This window comes from Ochrobactrum sp. RH2CCR150 (assembly GCA_014138095.1).
GTDB classification, from domain to species: Bacteria; Pseudomonadota; Alphaproteobacteria; order Rhizobiales; family Rhizobiaceae; genus Brucella; species Brucella gambitense.
This window is the reverse complement of record JACGXE010000024.1, coordinates 1-20,811: the sequence shown is the minus strand read 5'-3', so window position 1 is coordinate 20,811 and position 20,811 is coordinate 1. Positions and strand designations below refer to the sequence as shown.

Sequence of the window (20,811 nt, the reverse complement as noted above, 5' to 3'; positions counted from 1 at the left end):
ATCACGCTTTACGACAGCAACTCCTTGAGCGGCCCATCTTCCTGTATCAGTGCCTCATAGGTGCCATCCTGCACCACGCGTCCATGATCAAACACGATAACGCGGTCGAAGTCGCTGGCGAGTGGAAAATTGCTCAGCGCCCATAGTATCGCGGGTTTATGACCTTCTTTATGCAACGTATGCATGATGTTTCCCGCGATCTGGATCTGGATACGCTGATCCAGCGACGGCAACGGCCGGTTGAACACCACATAATCGGCATGTTTCAGCAAAGCCCGCGCCATATTGATCTTCTGACGCTGCACGCTGGTCAACCGCTTGCCGCCCGAACCAACATCAAAATCGAGGCCGATGATCATGATTGTACGCTGCTGACCTGTTTCCTCAAAAAGATCGATAAGGGTCGATCGAATCTTCTCCGACGCGTTCACCTTCCCGTAGCTTATCTTGCCGAACAGAAGATTATCGAGAAGCGTGGCGTGCTTGATGAAACGATCCGGCTCGTAGGGCTCGATAACGGCACGTAAATCCTTCGGCGTATCTCGCAGAAAGCGGGTTCGCGCCTTTACGATCTTGGCCTTCAACGCTTCAGTCAGAAGGCCGAAGCGATGCCGTGGCTCAATATAGGCGAAGCTTAGACGCACAATGCTGACGCGATCATCATCCGACACGGCATCAACACTGAGCCCCTTCACCCGTTGCAAAAGCGTCTCGTAATCGGGAATGTCTTCAGGACGCATGAAGGTCAGTTGCTGGAAGAAGGGATGATCCGGCGGCAGATCTCGGAAAAGCTCAATTGCATTTTCCGCGATTTCGAGACTCATCGCGTAGAGATCGGCGAGAAGATCGTTCTCGCCGATAACATCCCGGAAAAACGGATGCGCCGCCAATTGCCGGATAGTCATGGAGGAGCGGTCGAGCACACCGAACAGGAGATTTTCACCCACCGTCGCCTGCGCGTTATAGACATCCGGCTCGAAAGGAATGACGAGTTCGGCCATATCGCTGCCATCAAGCCGCTGGCGCAACGCCTGCCTGAGTTCAACGATCCGCCCGATGAATTCGGGATGAGCAACCGTATCGACCTTTGACAGAAGCGCTATGTCGAAAATGTCATGGGTCACCATCACCGCATCGAGGACAGGGCGCACAATGGCGTAAAGCTCGTCCCGCCCCTTAATTCCCATCGCCGCGTAATCGACCCAGTCGCTGTTGAGGTCGAAATCAGGGTTTCGTGCGCGGCGCGCTTCTGCGATTTCCCAGCGCCGTTTTTCTGCGTCATCGCCCTCATAGGCGACCTTGGTCAGCGGCGCATGTTTCAGCCCATAGAGCAGATTATCGCGTAAGGAACCGCTGAAGAAATAGCCATCGCCCGACGCATAGGCAATGCGCCGCCCTGTAACCGATTCAGGCAACTCGAGAAGATCGTGACTGTCGATTGAGACCCGTCCCGTCGAGGGCCAGACGAGCCGACCGAGCAGTTCGGCAAAAACGTCGCTGCCGCTGCCAGCAGGCCCGATCAGTGCTACAGTCTCGGTCGGCTTCAACTCGATGCTGAGATGTTCCAGAAGCGACGCGCCGCTGTCGTCCTGCACCGTGACATTGGTGACGACAAGTGGCTGATCAAGCGGGGAAACTGTATCGTAGTGGACGGACTGTACCTTCGGGTTGATGAGATTATCGACGCTGAACTGCTCGACGACCTGAGCATATTTGACCTGCACATCCTGCCGGTTCTGGTCCCAGTCGATCAGTTCCTTGAGCGGACCAGGCAGATCCTTGTAGGCGTTGATGACGGCGACGAGCTGACCAATGTCGAGCCGGCCCTGAAGCGCCAGAAAGCCGCCGATCATGTAGAACAGGAATGGCGTGACCTGCGCCAGGAAATTATTGATGAACTTGACCAGAAATTTCCACTGATAGAGATTATAGCGGATGGTGAAGATGTGGCCCAGTCGATTGGCGATATCGGCGCGCTCGAAATTCGACGTGTCGTTGCTGTGGATGGCGCTGATGCCCTCGACGATTTCGCCCACGCGGCCCGAAAGCTCACGCGCTGACAGCTGGCGCTGACGCCCAAGTTCCAGAAGCCGCTTGCGCATCCGGGGAATGATAATGCCCTGCGCGGCAACAATGATCGCAGCAATCATGCCGAGCCAGAAATTCTGCATCAGAATGAAGGCGAGCGCCGTAACAGCCTGCCCCCCAAGGAGGGCCGGCTGTACAAAGGCGTCGCCGGTAAAGCCTCCGAGCGGCTCCACTTCATCCTTGATCATGGTCGCGATTTCCGCAGAGCGCACCCGCTTGAAATGGAATGGTGGAAAACGCAGCACACGGTCCACGAGATCAAAGCGGATGCGGCGCAGCATGCGCTCGCCGAGCCTGCCCTTATAGGTATTGATGTAGAGCTTGAAGAGACCGTTGATCACCACCAGCAGCAGGAACACCATGCTGAGGCCGACGAGCATCTGGACGCGGTTAAGTTGCAGACCGCCGAAGAAGACCACCTCGCCCACAATCGGGAAATCATAGGTGATGCGCATGAAAGTCTGCGTAGCGCCCGGCTTCTCAAAACCTATGCCCTGAATGGGGCCGTTGATGATCTGTTTGGGCAGATCAAATGACAGGAAATAGGGGATCATCGAAACGGCGACGACAAAAAGAATCCAGGCTTGCTGGGCGCGCGTCGTGGACCAGATATAGCGGGCTAGGTTCTTTTCCATGAAGTCCCATTTGAAATCGATGGCCCGCCGGGCCGTGCTGCTATGGTGCCAATACGGTTGATCGCTCTAGCTATACCGATGCATGTTGCGAAACCTCCTCCGCTCTTGCCAGTATATTTCTAGTGCGTTTGCAACAAAATGGAAGTATCCCGTGTCATATAAAGGCGGGATAAAAAGTTTTAAGCTGAGGGCTGCACTTTGCCAATGAGGCTAACGACGACGATATAGAAAATAGCGCTTCGCCGGGATATTCTGCGGTACTGGTATCGGTGTCAATTCCGGGTGTTCTAGCGGCAGACCGCTGGCCGCGATACCACCCTGTGTCAACAAGCGGGCTGCCGCATCGGGCAGCCATGTCAGCGTCATGGCGTCCAGGTCGTCATGACCGGTGCCAATATCGGCATGCACAAATGCTGCCTCAATGCCAAAATAATCACGGATCGTGTCCTTGATTTCGCCCAGTACCAGATTGTCGCTGTCAGGCGTCGAGCTTTCGAAGGACTGCATCACACGATCAAATGCAATGATACGACGATCGGGAAAAAGCTCCCGGATATGATCATATGTGCGACCGTTACCAAGGCCAAGCTCCATGATGGTGCCCGGGGTTGCGCGTACATCATCCGTAATGCAGTTCAGGATATCACGCTGGGCACAGAGACGGCGGATGAAACTGTCAAGACGGCTCATGGTTTATTCTTCCTGCATGATGGAACGCTGCGGCATTCTTCAACAATGTGCCGAGCTATGCCTTGACGATATTGTCGCCGCTAATGCCACGGCGTCCGAACGCATTGCGGGTGTCGATGACCAAGGGCGCCCAGTTGACCAGCGCCTGATAGTCGATCGGATCATGGTCGGTGGCAACGAGCACAGCGTCAAAGCTTCTGACTACCTCTTCGGTCAGTTCGACCGAACTGCGGCCACGCAGTTCGATATATTCGCGTGTCGTTGGAATCGTCGCGACAAAGGGATCGTGATAGCTGGTCGATCCGCCACGAGCTTCAATCAGCTCGATAAGTTTCAACGATGGACTTTCGCGAATGTCAGGCACATTTTTCTTATAGGCAAGCCCGATGACTAGGACACGCGAACGGCTCACGGCCTTGCCGTGGCGGCGGTCAAGCGCCTCAGCCAACCGGTCGACTACATGGCGCGGCATGGCCGAATTGATCTCACCAGCAAGCTCGATGAAGCGCGTGGGCAGTTCGTATTCGCGCGACTTCCAGGTCAGGTAAAACGGATCGATGGGAATGCAGTGCCCGCCCAGCCCCGGACCCGGATAGAACGGCATATAGCCGAATGGTTTGGTCTTGGCGGCCTCGATCACTTCCCAAATATCGATGCCCATGGCCTCGTAAACGACCTTCAACTCATTGACGAGCGCGATATTGACCGCTCTGAAGATGTTTTCCGTCAGCTTTACCGCCTCGGCGGTGGCGTTGGACGAGACCGGAACAACAGTTTTGACGGCGGCTCCATAGAAGGCCGTCATGAGTTGGGACGCCTCTGGTCCATCGCCAGCCACGATCTTCGGGATGCTCGCGGTCTCGAAATCGCGATTGCCGGGATCCTCGCGTTCTGGCGAAAAGCCAAGGAAGAAATCCGTGCCGGAACGCAGTCCGGTCTCTTCCAGGATCGGTCGCACCACCTCATTCGTGGTGCCGGGATAGGTAGTGGATTCCAGCACGATCAGTTGGCCGGGCTTCAACGTTCGGGCGATCGCCTCGGAGGTCTTGACGACGAATGACAGGTCAGGGTCCCGCTGTTTGGTCAGCGGCGTCGGAACGCAGATGATGATGATATCGCAGTCGCCAAGGCACGCAAAATCAGTTGTCGCGCGGAAACGACCTTCGCCGACATGACACCCCAAAAGCGTATCGGATACGGACTCTATGTAGGATTTGCCATCGTCAATCATGACAATCTTGCCGGGGTCGATATCGAAGCCAATAACGCTAAAACCGCTATTTGCGACGGTCATCGCCAGTGGCAGTCCGACATAGCCAAGGCCGATGACGCCCACTCGCGCCGAACGATCTGCAATAGCGGTAAACAGGTTTCCGTGAAGCGGAACAGAATCGGTCAAGATCATGGATCTCCGGCAGTTGATGCCTTTCAGTGGCGGATTTGCAGGCTCCATGTCAAGCACGCGGCTTAATGGCAACTGCACGTAGAGCGAAAATCCTTTCTATTTTACTTTGGTGAAACTGGCTTTGCGGCTATTACACGCTATATTGGTCAGCGTGATTTGCTGATGACACGCCATGAAACGGCTGATGGCTGGAAAGAACAAAAAGCGATGGATGTCCCCCGGATTACGATTTCCGAAACATTGCTCAGTCCAGTTTTATACTGGCTACAACAGTCCGCGCTGAACGGCGCAAGCCTCGAAACTCTGGCCGAAGGATTTTGCGATCAACTCGCAGCGGCCGGTGTGCCGCTGATGCGTGTTCATTTGAGCTTTTCGATGTTGCATCCGCTCTACGATGCGCTCGGCTTCACGTGGATACGCGGCAAAGGCATGGAAATCGAAGGGTTTCGCGCCTCGGCCAGCGAGAAGGATACGGAGCGCTTTCTCAACAGCCCCTATTTCTATCTTCTCAGCAACAACCTGCCGCATCTGCATCGTGAGATCGACCCGTCCATACCTTCGGAATTCGCGGTTTTCGATGAATTGAAGGAAATCGGCGCCACCGACTATCTCGCCTTCGTACACTCCTTCGGCGAGGGTGACAGCCAGGGTATGGTGGGCTCCTGGACGACGGATGTCCCGGGCGGCTTCGGCGACGACGTCGTCGAGACACTCCTGAAAATTCAGGACAACCTTGCTATCGCGGCGAAGATGGCAGTGCTGGGCAAGCTCGCGGACAACGTGGTCACCACTTATCTCGGCAGCAATGCCGGCAAGCGCGTGTTGTCAGGCCAGATACGTCGCGGGGATGGGGAGACCATTCGCGCGGTACTCGTGATGGGCGACATGCGACAATCGACCAACCTAGCCGACCAGTATGGCAGGCAGGTTTATATCGACACCCTTAACGAATTTTTCGATGCAATCGCTGCGCCATTCAACAAGAATGGCGGCGAGATTCTGAGTTTCATCGGAGACGGTTTCCTTGCCGCTTACCCGTGCGGACGTCACCGGGAGCCTTCCGAGATTGCAGCCCGCGCGGCAATGGAAGCAGTGCGGAAAGCCGCCGCCGCCGTGACAGACATGAACGATGAGCGAAAGAAGAAGGGGTTAGATGAAATCCGCTACGGGATGGGGCTGCATGTCGGCAACGTCATGTTCGGAAATGTCGGGCTTAAGGACCGGCTGACATTCTCCACTTTTGGCAGCGCGGTCAATGAAGTGGCCCGGCTGCAGGGACTGACCAGACTCTATCCCGACCACCCAATCATCGCCAGCGAGGCGTTCGCCACCTATTGCGGCGGCGACTGGTTGATGCTCGGCGCGAAGAAACTGCGCGGTGTTCAGGAAAAGGTAACGATACTGGCGCCAGGTGCAGAGAACATGAAGTTGGGCAACGTCGAGGCAACCGGCCAAAACAAATCGGATGCGGGCTCGGAGGCCGAGCAGGTGATGCTGCTTTACCGCAATTCCCGCGATCAGAAGAAGCCCCGGAAACTTGAGGGAAACTTCATGCAATGATGAAGACATGGGCTGTTGCGTTACTTATACTCACATTCTTTGTCAGAGTCCCAGCGGTTGCCGATCCATTGAACACACCCCTTTTCGACACTTTCGACGGTGAAGATTTTTCACCCACAGGCGGGCTATATTACCGCAACAATGATGAACAGAAAGCAGGATCAGTCGAGTTCCAGAGTGCGGTCACCCGCACCGGAACCGGCGCTCTGAAACTGAGTGTGCGGCCCGGCTGCAAAGCAACAACAGAAAACTGCAGCGAACGGGCGGAAATCTGGGAAAAAACCGCGCTCCGTGTCCCGTATGACGAAGCTGTCTGGTATGGCTTTGCCGTTAAATTCGCCGACCCCATCCCGCAGGACGACCACCGTTATGTCATTGCGCAATGGAAACGCGAGATCGGCCCCGGGACAAAAGGCGACTTCAGCCCGTTTCTGGCGGTGCGGCTCAATAAGGGCAAACTCTTCATGACGGTGGAAACGAATTATCACGCGCCCGTTTCCACCGGGACCAAGGGCATAGCCGCAACATGCACCAAAGGCTCGACACCGGTTTGGTTGCGCCCGGAAACCAACCAGATGCGGGCGCTTGTTGCGACCGACAACAATTGGGTTGCCGAAGATGGCAATCTCTTCACGGGATGCACGGATAAAATCACTGTCACGCTGCGCGGTAACAACCTTCCCGCTCCGGATTCCGGATGGATCGACTTTGCGATCATGACGAAACCCGGACCTGACGGAACCGGCCATATCGAGATTTTCGCCAACGATCTCTGGGTCGCGACAGTCAAGGGCTTTATCGGCCATAACGACCCAGGTTTGGGCAAGAACCAGTATTTCAAATTTGGGCCATATCGTGCGGCTGGAACCGGCGAATGGTCGCTGTTCTATGATGATTTCCGGAGATCGGCCAACTGCAAGGACGTCCTGCGCGACAGCAACGCTTGCAGCCTCATCAAGTAACCCTTCCGGACGAGAAGAAATTCCCGCCGCATATCCTTCAATTGCCGTATGGCGACTACTGGGAGGTAGGAATCTAGTCATAGACTCGACAGCATTCGTGCGCTAGCGTTCACATCGGGGTATCCGCACCGGAAACACGCAACTGTGAAGGCCCACAAGCATGATCTCTGGTACGGATCTCTTGAGGATTGAAAATCTGAGCATTTCCTTCAGCCTGATGGGCGGGGAAATCATGGCCGTGAAGAAGGCGGATCTCCGAGTCCTGCCAGGGAAAGTCACAGCCCTTGTCGGGGAATCCGGTTCCGGAAAATCCGTTATAAGCCAGTCCGTTATGGGAATCCTGCCGCGCACTGCGTCCGCAAGTGGAAGGATACTCTTCCAAGATCCTGCTGCACCGGGCCAGCCGCCGATCGACATTCTCAGCCTTCCAACCGATGGCCCGGAGATTCGCGCCTTGCGCGGCAGCCGTATAGGCAAGATTTTCCAGGAGCCGTTGACCTCCCTATCACCGCTCCACACGATCGGCAACCAGATTTCCGAAGTGCTGTCGATCCATACGAAAGACACCAAAGCCGAACGGCGCGAGCAGACCGAGCAGATGCTTGGACTTGTGGGCTTTCAGAACCCGGCTCGCGCCTATGACAAATATCCATTCGAGCTGTCCGGTGGTATGCGTCAGCGCGCCATGATTGCAATGGCGCTTATATGCAAGCCATCACTGCTGATCGCTGACGAACCCACCACGGCGCTTGATGTTACCATTCAGGCACAAATTCTTGAGCTGCTAGGCGAGCTGCGCACCAAGCTTAACATGGCAATGCTGCTCATCACGCATGATCTGGGCGTTGTTGCGAATGTCGCGGACGAAGTCGTCGTTATCTATCACGGCGAAATCATGGAATCCGGTCCCGTCGAAACGATTTTCCGCAAACCAGCCCACTCCTATCTCAAGGGGCTGATGGCCGCCGTGCCGCATTTCGACATGAGGCCGGGCGAACGGTTGAAATCCTTGCGCGATGTGCCCGTCGATGTCACCAAGTTGATGGGTAAGACAAAGGCGGCTAATGAGGATCGCAGCAATGTGCTGCTCTCCGTGCGCAACGTCTCCAAGACCTTCGCCGCCCGCAAGACCCTCTTTTCAAAAGATGACGGACCGCCGACACGCGCAGTCAACGATGTCAGTTTCGATGTATTGCGCGGCGAATGTTTCGGTCTGGTCGGCGAGAGCGGTTGCGGCAAGACTACACTGAGTAAGATTCTGATGCGCGCCATCACGCCAGATGCCGGCTCAGTGACATTCAACGGCAGTACAGGCCCGATTGATGTCCTCGACGCCAGCGGGAGCGAGCTGCAAGCGCTGCGCACTAAAATCCAGATGGTGTTTCAGGATCCGGTATCGTCGCTATCGCCGCGCATGACGATCCAGAATATTCTCAGCGAACCGCTGGAAATCCACGGGCGCGGAAACGCCAAATCCCGGATGGACAAGGTGTCTGACCTGATGGATGTCGTCGGCCTCAACCGGCGCTATCTTAAACGCTATCCACATGGTCTCTCCGGCGGCCAGCGCCAGCGCGTCGGCATCGCGCGCTCCCTGGCGCTTGGCCCGGAACTGATCCTGTGCGATGAACCGGTATCGGCGCTTGATGTGTCTGTACAGGCGCAGATTCTCAATCTTCTCAAGGATTTGCAGAAGGAGCTCGGGCTCACTTACATCTTCATTTCACACAATCTGGCGGTAGTGGACTATATGGCCGACCGGATCGCCGTGATGTGTGCCGGACGGATCGTCGAAATAGCTCCGCGCAGTACCTTGATGCGGTCGCCCGTCCATCCCTATACGAAGTCGCTGCTTGCGGCGGTTCCATTTCCCGATCTTGATCGTCCGCTTGACTTTGGCAAGCTCCGGGCCAGCGGCGCATCCGACAAGCGCAACTGGGGGATCCAGTTCCGCAACGACGGTCCGGAAGATATGTTGACACCAACGGATCTGGGCAATGGGCATCTTGTGCTTGCACGCAGAACGGCAGATGTGCGGGAGTTGAGACCTTGATCAACCGCCGTACTGCTTTGGCTATGCTTGCTTCCTGCGTTCTGCCTGGCGTTGCGCGGGCGAGATCGTTTGACTGGAACTATTCAATGCCGCCGCGGGGACCTTCAGGGCTGCCCAGCATAACCGACCGTCTCCCCAAAACTCCAAGGGTCATCAACATGGCAGCCCTTGGTCGAAAGCCCGGCGTCAATGGTGGTGTCATCCGGACCTTGATCGGCAACCAGAAAGACATCCGGCTGATGACACTTTATGGCTATTCCCGCCTGGTCGGCTACGATGAAAAGCTCAACATGCATGCGGATATTCTCCAAAGCTTCGAAGTGATCGAGGACAGGGCCTTTACCTTCAAGATACGCCCCGGACACCGCTGGTCGGATGGTTCTCTTCTGACATCAGAGGATTTCCGCTATTGCTGGGAAGACGTGATGCTCAATACGGAGCTGAAGCGCGGTGGACCGCCGCGAGTGCTGCTCGTTGATGGAAGACCACCACGTTTCGAAGTCATCGACGAGTTGACCGTCCGATATAGCTGGGATGCTCCCAATCCGGATTTTCTGCCGCAGCTAGCTGCACCACAGGCGCTGACGATTGTTCTGCCGTCGCAATATATGAAGCAGTTTCACAAGAAATATCAGGACAACTTCCGGCTTTCCGCGCTGATGAAGCAATATCGCGTCAAGAAATGGGTTGATCTTCACTTCAATATGGCCCGCAGCTATCGTCCCGAAAACCCCGAGCTGCCGACGCTCGATCCGTGGCGCAACACGACCGCTTCACCGGCTGAACAGTTCGTTTTTGAGCGCAATCCGTATTTCCACCGTGTCGATGAAAACGGCCTGCAATTGCCCTATGTCGATAAAGTGGTTCTGAACATCAGTTCCCCTGCAATCATAGCAGCCAAAACCGGCGCAGGAGAAAGCGACCTGCAGGCACATGGTCTCGATTTTGCCGACTACGCTTTCCTGAAGGATTCAGAGAAGCGATTTCCGATCAAGGTCAGTTTATGGAAACGGACGGAAGGCTCGCGAGTGAGCTTGCTGCCCAATCTCAACTGTACCGACGCGACCTGGCGGTCGCTTTTCTGGGATGTACGGGTGCGCCGCGCGTTGTCGCTTGCGATCGACCGAACTGAGATCAACAAGGCGGTGTTCTACGGCCTTGCCGTTGACAGTGCCAATACCATCCTGCCCGAAAGCCCGCTGTTCAAACCCGGATACCGAACTGCGTGGAGTGCACACGATCCAGCGCAAGCGAACGCCCTGCTGGACGCCGCAGGTCTGCAAAAGCGTGACGAGAATGGCATACGCTTGCTACCCGACGGTCGTCCGGCAAAAATCGTGGTCGAAACCGCTGGCGAAAGTACGCTGGAGACAGATATCCTTGAGCTGATCACAGATCACTGGCTGGATATCGGCATTGCGCTGTTCATCCGGACATCTCAGCGTGACGTTTTCCGCAGCCGGGCCATGGGGGGCGAAATCATGATGGCAATGTGGTCAGGGCTCGACAATGGCATCCCTACTGCCGACATGAACCCGGGCGAACTCGCGCCAACCTCCGATGACCAATTGCAATGGCCGGTCTGGGGCATGTATTACATGTCGAACGGGATGAAAGGCCATCCCCCGGAAATTCCCGAGGTCAAGCAACTTATCGAGCTTCTTGACCAATGGCGGGATTCCAGCGACATGACCGAAAGAGCCGCCATTTGGACGCAGATGCTCGATATCTATTCGCAACAGGTATTTTCTATCGGCATCGTCAACAGCACGCCACAACCCGTCTTGCGAGCAGACAGTCTCCGGAACGTGCCAGACAAGGGACTTTACGGCTTCGACCCGACGGGTTTTCTCGGAGTATTTATGCCGGATGCGTTCTGGTATGGTAAGGATGCCTGACCATGCTGCGATACATCCTTTGGCGCATCGCAGCGATGATCCCCACACTGGTAATCATTTCAGCTCTGGTCTTCACCATCATCGAATTGCCGCCCGGCGACTACTTTGAAAGCTACGTGTCCGAACTTCGTGCCCAGGGTGAAGCGGTCGACATGCAGGAAATCGAAGAGCTGCGTGTCCAGTATGGCTTCGATAAGCCGCCAGTGCTTCGCTATTTCCACTGGGTCGCCGGCATGCTGCAAGGTGATTTCGGCTATTCATTCGAATATCAGCTTCCTGTCAGTGATGTGGTCGGCGACAGATTGTGGCTGACAGTGATGGTGTCGTTCTTCACGATCATCTTCACCTGGCTGATCGCCTTCCCCATCGGTATTTATTCGGCAACGCATCAATATAGCTGGGCGGATTACGGGCTGACACTCATCGGCCTGCTTGGCATTGCGATCCCGAACTTCATGTTCGCGCTCATCCTGATGTATTTCGCCAATATCTGGTTCGGGACGTCAATTGGGCATCTCATGGACCAGAAATACCTTGCCGAACCAATGAGCTGGGCCAAGGCATCCTCGATCCTCTCCCATCTCTGGATCCCGGTGCTGATCGTCGGCACCGCTGGCACTGCGGGCATGATCCGGCGTCTGCGCGCCAATCTTCTGGACGAATTGCAGAAACAATATGTGGTGACGGCACGCGCCAAGGGTATGCACCCTTTCCGTGCCTTGGTGAAATACCCCCTGCGTATGGCGCTTAACTTTTTCATCTCGGATATCGGCTCGATCCTGCCCGCGATCATTTCCGGTGCTGAAATCACAGCAATCGTCCTTTCGCTGGAGACGACGGGACCTATGCTCATCAAGGCATTGCAAAGCCAGGACATGTATCTCGCGGGTTCGTTCCTGATGTTTCTAGCAACATTGACGGTGATTGGCGTGTTGATCTCCGATATCGCGCTCGCCTTTCTCGATCCGCGCATCAGACTGCAAGGCGGAAGCACAAAATGACATCACCGCTTCCCGAACCCGGCGCACCCCTTCCTCACTTTGTCTCGACGAAGCCCTTCGATCCGCATTCGGTTGATGTCATGACCGAGGAGCAGAACCGCCTCTATCGGGCATCGCAGATGCAGCTGATGTGGTGGAAGTTCAAAAAGCACAAGCTGGCTCTTGCCTCTGCGATTTTCCTCGCCGCGCTCTATCTGATGATCGCATTCGTCGAATTTCTGGCGCCTTACAATCTCCACACACGCAACGTCGACTTCATCTATAGCCCCCCGCAAGCCGTTCGCCTTTTTCACAACGGCGATTTCATCGGACCGTTCGTCTACGGCCGCAAGATGACGCTCGATATGGATACGCTGCGGCGGGTCTATGTGGACCAAAAAGATCAGGTTGAGCCCTTACGGTTTTTCTGCTCGGGCGACCCATACAAATTCTGGGGCGTGGTCGCGACGGATTTCCACCTTGTCTGCCCCGCGAAGGGCGGGCAGCTGTTTCTGCTTGGCACTGATCGCCTCGGGCGCGACGTGCTGTCGCGCATTCTCTATGGCGCTCGCATTTCGCTTACAATCGGCGTAATCGGCATCGTTATCAGCTTCACTCTGGGAATTGTTATCGGCGGCCTTGCCGGTTACCATGGTGGAGTTTTCGACCTAATTGTCCAACGAATCATCGAAGTACTTCAGTCTATTCCAAGTATACCCCTGTGGATGGCCCTCGCCGCTATTATGCCGATTACATGGAGCCCCATGCTGATTTACCTCGGGATCACCGCCATCCTCGGACTGCTCGACTGGACGGGGTTGGCGCGCGCCGTGCGTTCCAAGCTGCTTTCACTTCGTGAAGAGGACTATGTGCTCGCGGCCCAGTTGATGGGTGCAAATAGTCGCCGCATCATAGGACGACATCTCATTCCCGGTTTCATGTCACACCTGATCGCAACTGCAACCATGTCTATTCCGGGCATGATCCTCGGTGAAACCGCGCTGAGCTTTCTCGGGCTTGGATTACGGCCACCCATAACAAGCTGGGGCATCCTTCTAACCGAAGCCCGAAGTGTAAGCGTCATCGTCTTCTACCCATGGCTATTGTTCCCCATCATTCCGGTCATTCTGGTGGTTCTGGCCTTCAATTTTCTTGGTGACGGTCTCCGCGACGTTGCTGATCCGTATAGTTGAGGTGGATGCTCATATGTTGAAAAATTTCCCATATCACGGGTTGCGTCACCACATTGCCGCGAGGTTCGCATCATGACACGCCGCCTGGAGGACGTCCGTATCCTGATGTATAGCCACGACACGTTCGGGCTCGGCCATTTGCGACGCTGCCGGACGATTGCCCATTCGCTGGTCGAGGACTATCGCGGTCTGAATATCATGATCATATCCGGCGCCACGATCGCCGGTGCTTTCGACTATCGCGCGCGTGTCGATTTCGTCAAAATCCCAAGCGTGATCAAGCTGCGCAATGGTGAATATGAGTCAATGGAGCGGCACACCGATCTTCATGACACACTGAAAATGCGCCAATCGATCATCCGCCACACGGCCGAAACGTTCCAGCCCGACATTTTCATCGTCGACAAAGAACCGATGGGCATGAAAGGCGAAGTCGAGGAAACCCTCACCTATCTCAAGACCCGTGGAGCGATGCTGATCCTCGGCCTGCGTGAAGTCATGGACGCCCCGCATTTGCTCGATGCCGAGTGGAAGCGCAAGAATGTGATGGACAAGATTGACAAGCTTTATGACGCGGTGTGGGTCTATGGTCCGCCGGATTTCTACGATCCGCTGGTTGGGCTCGACGTGCCCAAGAGCGTCCGCGATAAAATGAGTTTCGTCGGTTTCCTGCAGCGTAGCGTCTCCACCCATGAACTCCCGGACCATCGTCCAAAGGGCGAATACATTCTCGTTACCACGGGTGGAGGCGGTGACGGCGCCGATCTCGTCAACGACGTCATACGGGCCTACCAGCACGATCACACACTCCAGCACAAGTCACTCGTCGTTCTCGGACCGTATATGCCCGCGAAGAAGCGCCGCAAGATGATAAGCAAGAGCAGGGCGATCCCTCATATCGAGGTCATCGAATTCGATAACAGGATGGAAGAGCTGGTGGCGGGCGCCAAGGCCGTCGTTGCGATGGGCGGATACAATACCTATTGCGAGATCCTGTCCTTCGACAAGCCAGCGCTGATTGTTCCGCGCGTCCTTCCGCGCGAAGAACAGTTAATTCGCGCCAGACGCGCCGCAGAGCTTGGACTGATCGACATGCTGCTTCCCAGCGAATCCGAGGACCCGGTTCGCATGGCTGGCGCGCTCAAAGCCCTGCCCAGCAGACCTGCACCTTCCAAGAGTGCACTCAAGGGTTTCAGACTGGAAGGCTTGCCGCATATTTCTCAAATTGTCGGGGACCTAATGGATCGACGTCAACCGAACCACCTGTCACTCGTCAAGGGATAATCGCGTGTCATATCGTCGAAAAACGGTCGTGGTGTTAAAGGGATATCCGCGCCTGTCTGAAACATTTATCGCCCAGGAATTGCTTGGGTTGGAACAGTCGGGCTTCGAACTGGTCCTCGTGGCTCTGCGTCGACCAACGGATAAGAAGACCCATCCAGTGCACGACGAAATTCGTGCACCAGTACACTACCTACCGGAATATCTCCGTGATGAACCCCGCCGTGTTCTGTCGGCACTGATCGCCTGTATGCCGCGCCCGGGTTTCTGGCGCGGTTTGACGACAGCGCTCAAGGACTTTCGGAAGGACCCGACGCGCAATCGTATCAGGCGCTTCGGACAGGCCGCAGTTCTTGCCGCGGAATGGCCGGATGGAGCAGAATGGATTCACGCGCATTTTATCCACACCCCTGCATCCGTCGCAGCCTATGCCAGCCAGATCACCGGCATTGGATGGACATGCTCCGCTCATGCCAAGGACATCTGGACTTCGCCGGATTGGGAGTTGCAAGGTAAACTTACCAGCACACGGTGGACGGTGACTTGCACGCAGTCGGGCTTCAACCATCTGCGTCAGCTAGGAGGCCCCAAGTCCAATGTGCATCTGAGCTACCACGGCCTCGATCTTGCCCGGTTTGGGCCTTTCGAGGGGAGTCGCTCGCTGCGCGACGGGAGTGAAGCCGACGATCCTGTAAGAATCCTGAGTGTCGGTCGCGCCGTTGAGAAGAAGGGTTATGACATTGTGCTGAAAGCGCTCAGCCTGCTGCCCGACGACCTTCACTGGCGGTTCGAGCATATCGGCGATGGAGACAAGATCGCCAGCCTGAAAGCGCTCGCAAGCGAGCTGGTGATTGCAGACAAAATCCAATGGAAGGGCGCGCTTGACCAGAAGGACGTCCTCGCTGGCTATCAAGCCGCCGATATTTTCGTACTTGCCTGCCGGATCACGACGGATGGTGACAGGGATGGTCTGCCGAATGTGTTGGTGGAAGCGTCAAGTCAGGGGTTGATCTCGGTCTCCACCAACATATCCGGCGTGCCCGAACTACTGGTGGACGGGGAGAATGGCCTGCTTGTTGCGCCTGAAGATCCCCAAGCATTGGCTAGCGCCATGGAAACAGCGATCCGCGATGCGAATTTCCGCCATCGTCTGGGGCGTGCCGCCGAAAAGCGGGTGCGAACGGAATTCAACTTCCACAATAGCATCCGTCAATTAAAATCCTTGTTCGAAACCGAATGGCAGCCAAACAAATGAGGCAATCGACGGCAAGACCGCGCGTTTTGTTCTATGTTCAGCATCTGCTCGGCATCGGCCATCTCGCGCGCGCCAGTCGTATCGCCCGCGCACTGACGCAAGATGGTTTCGACGTCACCATGGTCACCGGCGGCATGCCTGTTCCGGGATTTCCGGGACCTGAAGTAAACCATGTGGCACTACCGGCGATTGCTTCGGGTGATGCTGGGTTTTCAGGTCTTGCCGATGCCTTCGGTAACCCGCTGACCGATGAGTTCAAGGCGGCCCGCCGTGAGATGCTGCTTGTAACATTTCGGGATATCAGGCCCGATATCGTCATCATCGAGGCATTTCCTTTTGGACGTCGGCAGGTTCGCTTCGAACTTATCCCTCTGCTGGATGAGATCAGCGGAATGACGCCGAAACCACTCGTGCTGACCTCGTTGCGCGACATCCTGCAGGAGCGCGCCAAGCCCGGTCGCGATGAGGAAAGTGTTGCGCTGGTGCAGCGCTATTTCGATCGCGTGCTGGTTCACGGCGATCCGCAGTTTGCACGTCTGGAGGATAGTTTTCCGCTGCATTCAGATATTGCCGACAAGGTTATCTATACCGGCCTTGTCGCCGCGCCACCGCCCTCATCGCCTTCGGAGACTTTTGATATCGTCGTCTCGGCGGGTGGCGGTGCCGTGGGCGCCTTGCTCATCCGTGCAGCTCTGGAGGCCGCAAAGCGCCAGTCGCCCGACCTTTCCTGGTGCATTGTGACTGGCCCTAATCTGCAGCAGACAGTTTTCGACGACATCTCAGCGGGGGCCCCGGACAATGTTCGTATCTTCCGCTTCCGGCAGGACTTTCCAAGCCTGTTATTGGGTGCTCGCCTGTCAGTCTCTCAGGCCGGATACAACACCGTGTGCGATATCCTTCGTGCGGGCTGCAGTTCCTTGCTCATCCCGTTCACAGCGGGTGGAGAAACCGAGCAGACTGCACGCGCACGCCATTTGGAAAAGCTCGGCCTCGCATCGGTTCTGACTGAAGACGAGCTATCGGCGGATAGCATGACCGACGCCATAGGCAAGGCGCTTGCCACACCTCGTTTGTCCGCTCACAATCTTGATCTCGATGGCGCGCATCGCACTGCAGAAATCCTGCATGATCTTCTGACAGTACGCTAGACGGTACCGATCAGCATAAATCTGGTATATTTCTTCATGGGCAGTGCGCCGGCAAACGCAATCGTTTCCAACGACGCTTGAGCTATGAACGCATCCAGCGAAGCGACGCAGTTCACATGGGTCGGCTCGCTGAAATAATCATTCGACTGCAGAAGAACGCGGGTTCCTTTGGGCAAAAGCGATAGCCAGGCAGGCAGATCAGCAATATGCTCGCAGCTGGTGTTGATCACCAGATCGGCTCCAAGGTCCGGATAGGCAAGATCATACATATCGGCGGTCAATGCCCGGAACCGATCATTCCACGCGCTGTTCAGGGTTTCCGCGACAGCGCCAACATCAGGATCAATATCAAAACTGTCGATCGCCTCGATCTCAAAGCGCGGATCATCGAAAAACATCGCGGCCAAAATGCCGTACCAGCCGCCAAGTATAACCACACGGCTGAATTTTCCGCCGAGAGTTTCAAACAGCGATTGCCGCGCCCATAGTTTGCAAGCCACTTGTTTGTGGTTGAAGGCATTTCCAAGATCAGCTTCGGGGTGGCGGGCAACGACCCGCGACAAACCCTTGATCAGCGGGCTTGATGTGTAGGCGGCAGTACCACGCAGAATGTCGAATGCGCTTTCATGCCAGTCAATGGTAGTCGCGTTTGCGTCGAATGTGTCCATCATGGGTAAGTTGTAGGCCAGACATTTATTGCTGGTCAATTCCTATGGCCGATCTTCAAACAGAAATGCGCTGGTTAGCTGGGATGTATCTTGCCGGTTGTCAGATCAATAGCAAAGTTTCGTGACGGCAAACCGGACATGAAGCGGTCGAACATCTGAAAAATTTTGCCAAAGGCTTCTTGCATTGATCCCGTTTCCATTACCTCTATACGACGGGCATAGAGGTCCGACACCCATTTATAGGCTGCAAGGTGTGGCCCAGATATCGCATCAAGCCCCAGATCGCTGCCCATCCGCACACGATACCAGTCACGGAGAAACGTCATTGCCTCAGTTCGCGACAGAAAATCCATATCAAGTCCGTATTCAACGGCAGATATAGTTAGCCGGCGCTGGATCTCTCCATCCGCAAGTACCGCCTTAAGATCGGGAAGCGCGCCGCAACTGACAGGAGGTTCGACCAGCGCGATGGCGGCCAAATCCAGAAGTCCAAGATTTTTCATTGCTTCTGCAAGGTCCTGCGGCCATTCCCGGCGCAAAAAACGCCGGCCGATGAGATGCGCGAGGTGGCTCGACAGGAATTCCCCATAATTGGCAGCGTTAAGCAGATTGCCGGGATTGATCTTGTTCCTCTCCGCTTCGTCTGCATATAGAGAGAGGATATCAGCGTCGAGCGTCATATCACCGATGCTGACCGTCTCGATATCCAGCGAATTGGGCTGGATGTGCAAAATCTTGTAAGCGCCGGGAAAAGCGACCAGCGAGGGCACGGACACATTGAACAGAAAGCCATTGGAATTGCGATAGCAAGCGGTATCGTTGATATGAAGATGACCGCTGAAATGCACGCGAACACCAGCATCAATCAAGGCGTCACCGACATCCACTTCCGGGATGCGTCCCAAGAGGCTTGTTTGCCCGAGAACTGAAAGTTCGTCATTCCGCGTGCCATCCAGTGGATCAAGCGCCGGATAATGAGAAAATGCGACGACTGTTTTGCCAAGTTTCCGCGCACGGTCCGTGACCGACTGTATCCAATCCAGAATGAAACGCTTGTGGATCAGCATAGCGTTCCAACCGGCATCGGTGCTGTCCGTGATAGCCTCCTCCGCATCGCCGGTGTGTCCCGTCACCGGCACGAACACGTTGGCGTCGATCATCAGCATCCATAGATCTTCAAAAGGCTCAACAAGATAGGACCCATCCATGAGCGTGCGCACCGTCAGTCCGTCAGGCGAGCGAATTTCGAATTGTCTAGCAGATGGATGATCTGCAACTCCGAAAGGGGTTTCCCAATGCAGATATTGCGGCTTTCGGAAAAAGCCGACATCACCTGGCGACTGAAGGCCGAGCGGATAGCCTGCGCAACGTAGATTTTCATTGACGATCAAGGCATCGTCGTCTGGCGAAGCCTCGCGCGCCGGATTGCTGGTTACCAGATCGTGGCCGCCGCGAGCATTCAGAAAACGTTTCGATCGATGCCTCCCGCCGGGACCAAAAATGTCGTGATTGCCGGGCACCGCATAGAACTGCATTCCATGGCGTCTGGTATAATCGTTCAGAAGGGCCCGCAAGCCAGTCATGGTCGCCGTCTGACCGTCATCCGAGTAGTCACCCAGAAGGACAACGTGGCGGATTCCTTGCCCAGCTATATCCTCCAGCGCGTATCGCAATGCGGCAAAGCTCTCGTTGAACACACGCGTCGAACGCACCGTGTTGGCAAATGGACGCAATGCCATGGCCCGGTTGTTCACAGTGACCCCGGCAGTGCCATAGTCACCGAAAATGTCATGGAAATGCGCGTCAGCAATCACGGCAATGGGCGGGAATTCAGATGTCATCCCTGGGAGATTTCCTTTTCAACATCTCGCGCTTCATACGACTGACAAGAGTGCTACATATTTAGTAGCAGGCTAGATTCGGTGCTCGCATATGCTTCACCGTCTGGCTAACATGCCATGATTGCGACAAAACCGGAAACGGTCGGACAAACGTTGATTTTCTTGCCGAAGAGCCAGCAGTCTCATGTAGCGGCGGCCTTCGGGATTGCGCGACGGCAGAAAGAGAGAGCGACACAGTGTTTCGGGTGCGTTTTTGGGGAGTGCGGGGCAGTTTGCCGGTATCAGGACCGGATTTCCGGCAGTATGGCGGCAATACTGTCTGCATAGAGATGCAATGCGGTGAGCACAGATTATTGTTCGATGCGGGTTCAGGCCTGCTGCCCGCAGGCAGATCGTTGCTCGCCGAAGGTATTTCCGACTTCAAACTGTTCTTCTCACACTGCCACTACGATCACATTATAGGTCTGCCCTATTTTGCGCCACTCTTTGATGCCCGCTCAACGGTGGAACTCTGGTCGGGGCATATGTACGGAAAGATGAGCACGAGCGAAATTGTCGCAGAGTTTATCCATCCCCCGTGGTTTCCCATTGAAATAAATGTCTGTCCCGCACGAATGATCTGCAGGGACTTTAAATCTGGCGAGGTTCTGAAACCCTATCCGGGTGTTGAGATTATGACCGGAAGCCTCAATCATCCCGGCGGCGCAATTGGCTATCGCGTGCAATGGGGTGGACGTTCCATAGCGCTGATCACCGATACCGAGCATGAACCTGGCATCCTTGACCCAGCGGTGCTGGACCTGATCGAAGATGTGGACCTCTTTCTCTACGACACCACCTATACCGACGATGAAATGCCCAAGCATGTCGGCTATGGTCACTCATCGTGGCAGCACGCTATCCGGCTTGCCAAGGCAGCCCGTGCGAAGAATGTTGCCTTCATCCATCATTCGCCGCTACGCACAGACGCAGAAATCGAAGCAATCGATCGCCAAGCCGCGAGCCAGTTTGCTGGCGCCTTTTCAGCCCGGGAAGGACAGGTGTTCGACGTCTGAACCACTAGGTCACATACCCATAAAATAGTTTTCGGTTTGAATGGTTTGTGATTCACTGTCTCCATCGATTTGGAGGCAGTGATGTCGCGTTTTGATTTA

General features: G+C 55.5%; 15 protein-coding genes. 10 read left to right on the top strand and 5 right to left on the bottom strand.

What is annotated here, in order from left to right:
- Positions 1–8: 8 nt before the first annotated feature.
- From FHW03_RS24890 to FHW03_RS24880, 3 genes are all read right to left on the bottom strand, one after another.
- Entirely contained in the window at positions 9–2,723 is a 2,715-nt protein-coding gene (locus FHW03_RS24890; protein ID WP_182523102.1) for an ABC transporter transmembrane domain-containing protein, read from the bottom strand.
- 210 nt (positions 2,724–2,933) lie between these two features.
- Positions 2,934–3,413: a class I SAM-dependent methyltransferase gene (locus FHW03_RS24885; RefSeq protein WP_182523101.1), complete on the bottom strand. Its 480-nt coding sequence runs from the start codon at positions 3,411–3,413 to the stop codon at positions 2,934–2,936.
- Between the two features lie 55 nt (positions 3,414–3,468).
- Positions 3,469–4,812, bottom strand: a complete 1,344-nt coding sequence (locus FHW03_RS24880; protein ID WP_377515709.1) for a nucleotide sugar dehydrogenase — start codon at positions 4,810–4,812, stop codon at positions 3,469–3,471.
- Between the two features lie 213 nt (positions 4,813–5,025).
- Here FHW03_RS24880 and FHW03_RS24875 point away from each other — a divergent pair, with 213 nt between their 5' ends.
- The 9 genes from FHW03_RS24875 to FHW03_RS24835 all read left to right on the top strand — a co-directional run bounded on the left by FHW03_RS24875 (position 5,026) and on the right by FHW03_RS24835 (position 17,148).
- Positions 5,026–6,378 (top strand): adenylate/guanylate cyclase domain-containing protein, encoded by a 1,353-nt coding sequence (locus FHW03_RS24875; RefSeq protein WP_182523129.1) that lies wholly within the window; start codon positions 5,026–5,028, stop codon positions 6,376–6,378.
- Positions 6,375–7,340, top strand: coding sequence for a polysaccharide lyase (locus tag FHW03_RS24870; RefSeq protein ID WP_182523100.1), 966 nt, complete (start codon positions 6,375–6,377; stop codon positions 7,338–7,340). Before FHW03_RS24875 ends, FHW03_RS24870 begins: the two co-directional genes overlap by 4 nt.
- Before the next feature lie 160 nt (positions 7,341–7,500).
- Positions 7,501–9,393, top strand: coding sequence for an ABC transporter ATP-binding protein (locus FHW03_RS24865; protein WP_182523099.1), 1,893 nt, complete (start codon positions 7,501–7,503; stop codon positions 9,391–9,393).
- Positions 9,390–11,291: an ABC transporter substrate-binding protein gene (locus FHW03_RS24860; protein ID WP_377515707.1), complete on the top strand. Its 1,902-nt coding sequence runs from the start codon at positions 9,390–9,392 to the stop codon at positions 11,289–11,291. The genes FHW03_RS24865 and FHW03_RS24860 overlap by 4 nt, the downstream gene beginning before the upstream one ends.
- Before the next feature lie 2 nt (positions 11,292–11,293).
- Complete coding sequence (locus FHW03_RS24855) at positions 11,294–12,292, top strand: ABC transporter permease (RefSeq protein ID WP_182523098.1); 999 nt, start codon at positions 11,294–11,296, stop codon at positions 12,290–12,292.
- Complete coding sequence (locus FHW03_RS24850) at positions 12,289–13,464, top strand: ABC transporter permease (RefSeq protein WP_182523097.1); 1,176 nt, start codon at positions 12,289–12,291, stop codon at positions 13,462–13,464. The genes FHW03_RS24855 and FHW03_RS24850 overlap by 4 nt, the downstream gene beginning before the upstream one ends.
- A gap of 72 nt (positions 13,465–13,536) precedes the next feature.
- The gene (locus FHW03_RS24845) at positions 13,537–14,748 is read left to right on the top strand and encodes a glycosyltransferase family protein (RefSeq protein WP_182523096.1); all 1,212 of its coding nucleotides are present in this window, start codon (positions 13,537–13,539) and stop codon (positions 14,746–14,748) included.
- A gap of 4 nt (positions 14,749–14,752) precedes the next feature.
- Positions 14,753–16,000 (top strand): glycosyltransferase family 4 protein, encoded by a 1,248-nt coding sequence (locus FHW03_RS24840; RefSeq protein WP_182523095.1) that lies wholly within the window; start codon positions 14,753–14,755, stop codon positions 15,998–16,000.
- Positions 15,997–17,148, top strand: a complete 1,152-nt coding sequence (locus FHW03_RS24835; RefSeq protein ID WP_182523126.1) for a glycosyltransferase — start codon at positions 15,997–15,999, stop codon at positions 17,146–17,148. The genes FHW03_RS24840 and FHW03_RS24835 overlap by 4 nt, the downstream gene beginning before the upstream one ends.
- Here FHW03_RS24835 and FHW03_RS24830 read toward each other — a convergent pair.
- Together FHW03_RS24830 and FHW03_RS24825 are read right to left on the bottom strand one after the other, a co-directional pair.
- Positions 17,145–17,819, bottom strand: a complete 675-nt coding sequence (locus FHW03_RS24830) for a class I SAM-dependent methyltransferase (protein ID WP_280992484.1) — start codon at positions 17,817–17,819, stop codon at positions 17,145–17,147. The two genes, FHW03_RS24835 and FHW03_RS24830, sit on opposite strands and share 4 nt — an antisense overlap.
- 71 nt (positions 17,820–17,890) lie before the next feature.
- A complete protein-coding gene (locus tag FHW03_RS24825) occupies positions 17,891–19,657 on the bottom strand; it encodes a metallophosphoesterase (protein WP_182523094.1) in 1,767 nt (588 codons plus the stop codon).
- Between the two features lie 236 nt (positions 19,658–19,893).
- Here FHW03_RS24825 and FHW03_RS24820 point away from each other — a divergent pair, with 236 nt between their 5' ends.
- On the top strand, positions 19,894–20,712 hold the full coding sequence (locus tag FHW03_RS24820; RefSeq protein ID WP_377515703.1) for an MBL fold metallo-hydrolase: 819 nt from the start codon (positions 19,894–19,896) through the stop codon (positions 20,710–20,712).
- The last annotated feature ends 99 nt before the right edge of the window (positions 20,713–20,811 follow it).

Coding starts and splice junctions, on each gene's coding strand:
- FHW03_RS24890 (WP_182523102.1), bottom strand. CDS start 2,723: ATGGAAAAGAACCTAGCCCGCTATATCTGGTCCACGACGCGCGCCCAG.
- FHW03_RS24885 (WP_182523101.1), bottom strand. CDS start 3,413: ATGAGCCGTCTTGACAGTTTCATCCGCCGTCTCTGTGCCCAGCGTGAT.
- FHW03_RS24875 (WP_182523129.1), top strand. CDS start 5,026: ATGGATGTCCCCCGGATTACGATTTCCGAAACATTGCTCAGTCCAGTT.
- FHW03_RS24870 (WP_182523100.1), top strand. CDS start 6,375: ATGATGAAGACATGGGCTGTTGCGTTACTTATACTCACATTCTTTGTC.
- FHW03_RS24865 (WP_182523099.1), top strand. CDS start 7,501: ATGATCTCTGGTACGGATCTCTTGAGGATTGAAAATCTGAGCATTTCC.
- FHW03_RS24855 (WP_182523098.1), top strand. CDS start 11,294: ATGCTGCGATACATCCTTTGGCGCATCGCAGCGATGATCCCCACACTG.
- FHW03_RS24850 (WP_182523097.1), top strand. CDS start 12,289: ATGACATCACCGCTTCCCGAACCCGGCGCACCCCTTCCTCACTTTGTC.
- FHW03_RS24845 (WP_182523096.1), top strand. CDS start 13,537: ATGACACGCCGCCTGGAGGACGTCCGTATCCTGATGTATAGCCACGAC.
- FHW03_RS24835 (WP_182523126.1), top strand. CDS start 15,997: ATGAGGCAATCGACGGCAAGACCGCGCGTTTTGTTCTATGTTCAGCAT.
- FHW03_RS24830 (WP_280992484.1), bottom strand. CDS start 17,819: ATGATGGACACATTCGACGCAAACGCGACTACCATTGACTGGCATGAA.
- FHW03_RS24825 (WP_182523094.1), bottom strand. CDS start 19,657: ATGACATCTGAATTCCCGCCCATTGCCGTGATTGCTGACGCGCATTTC.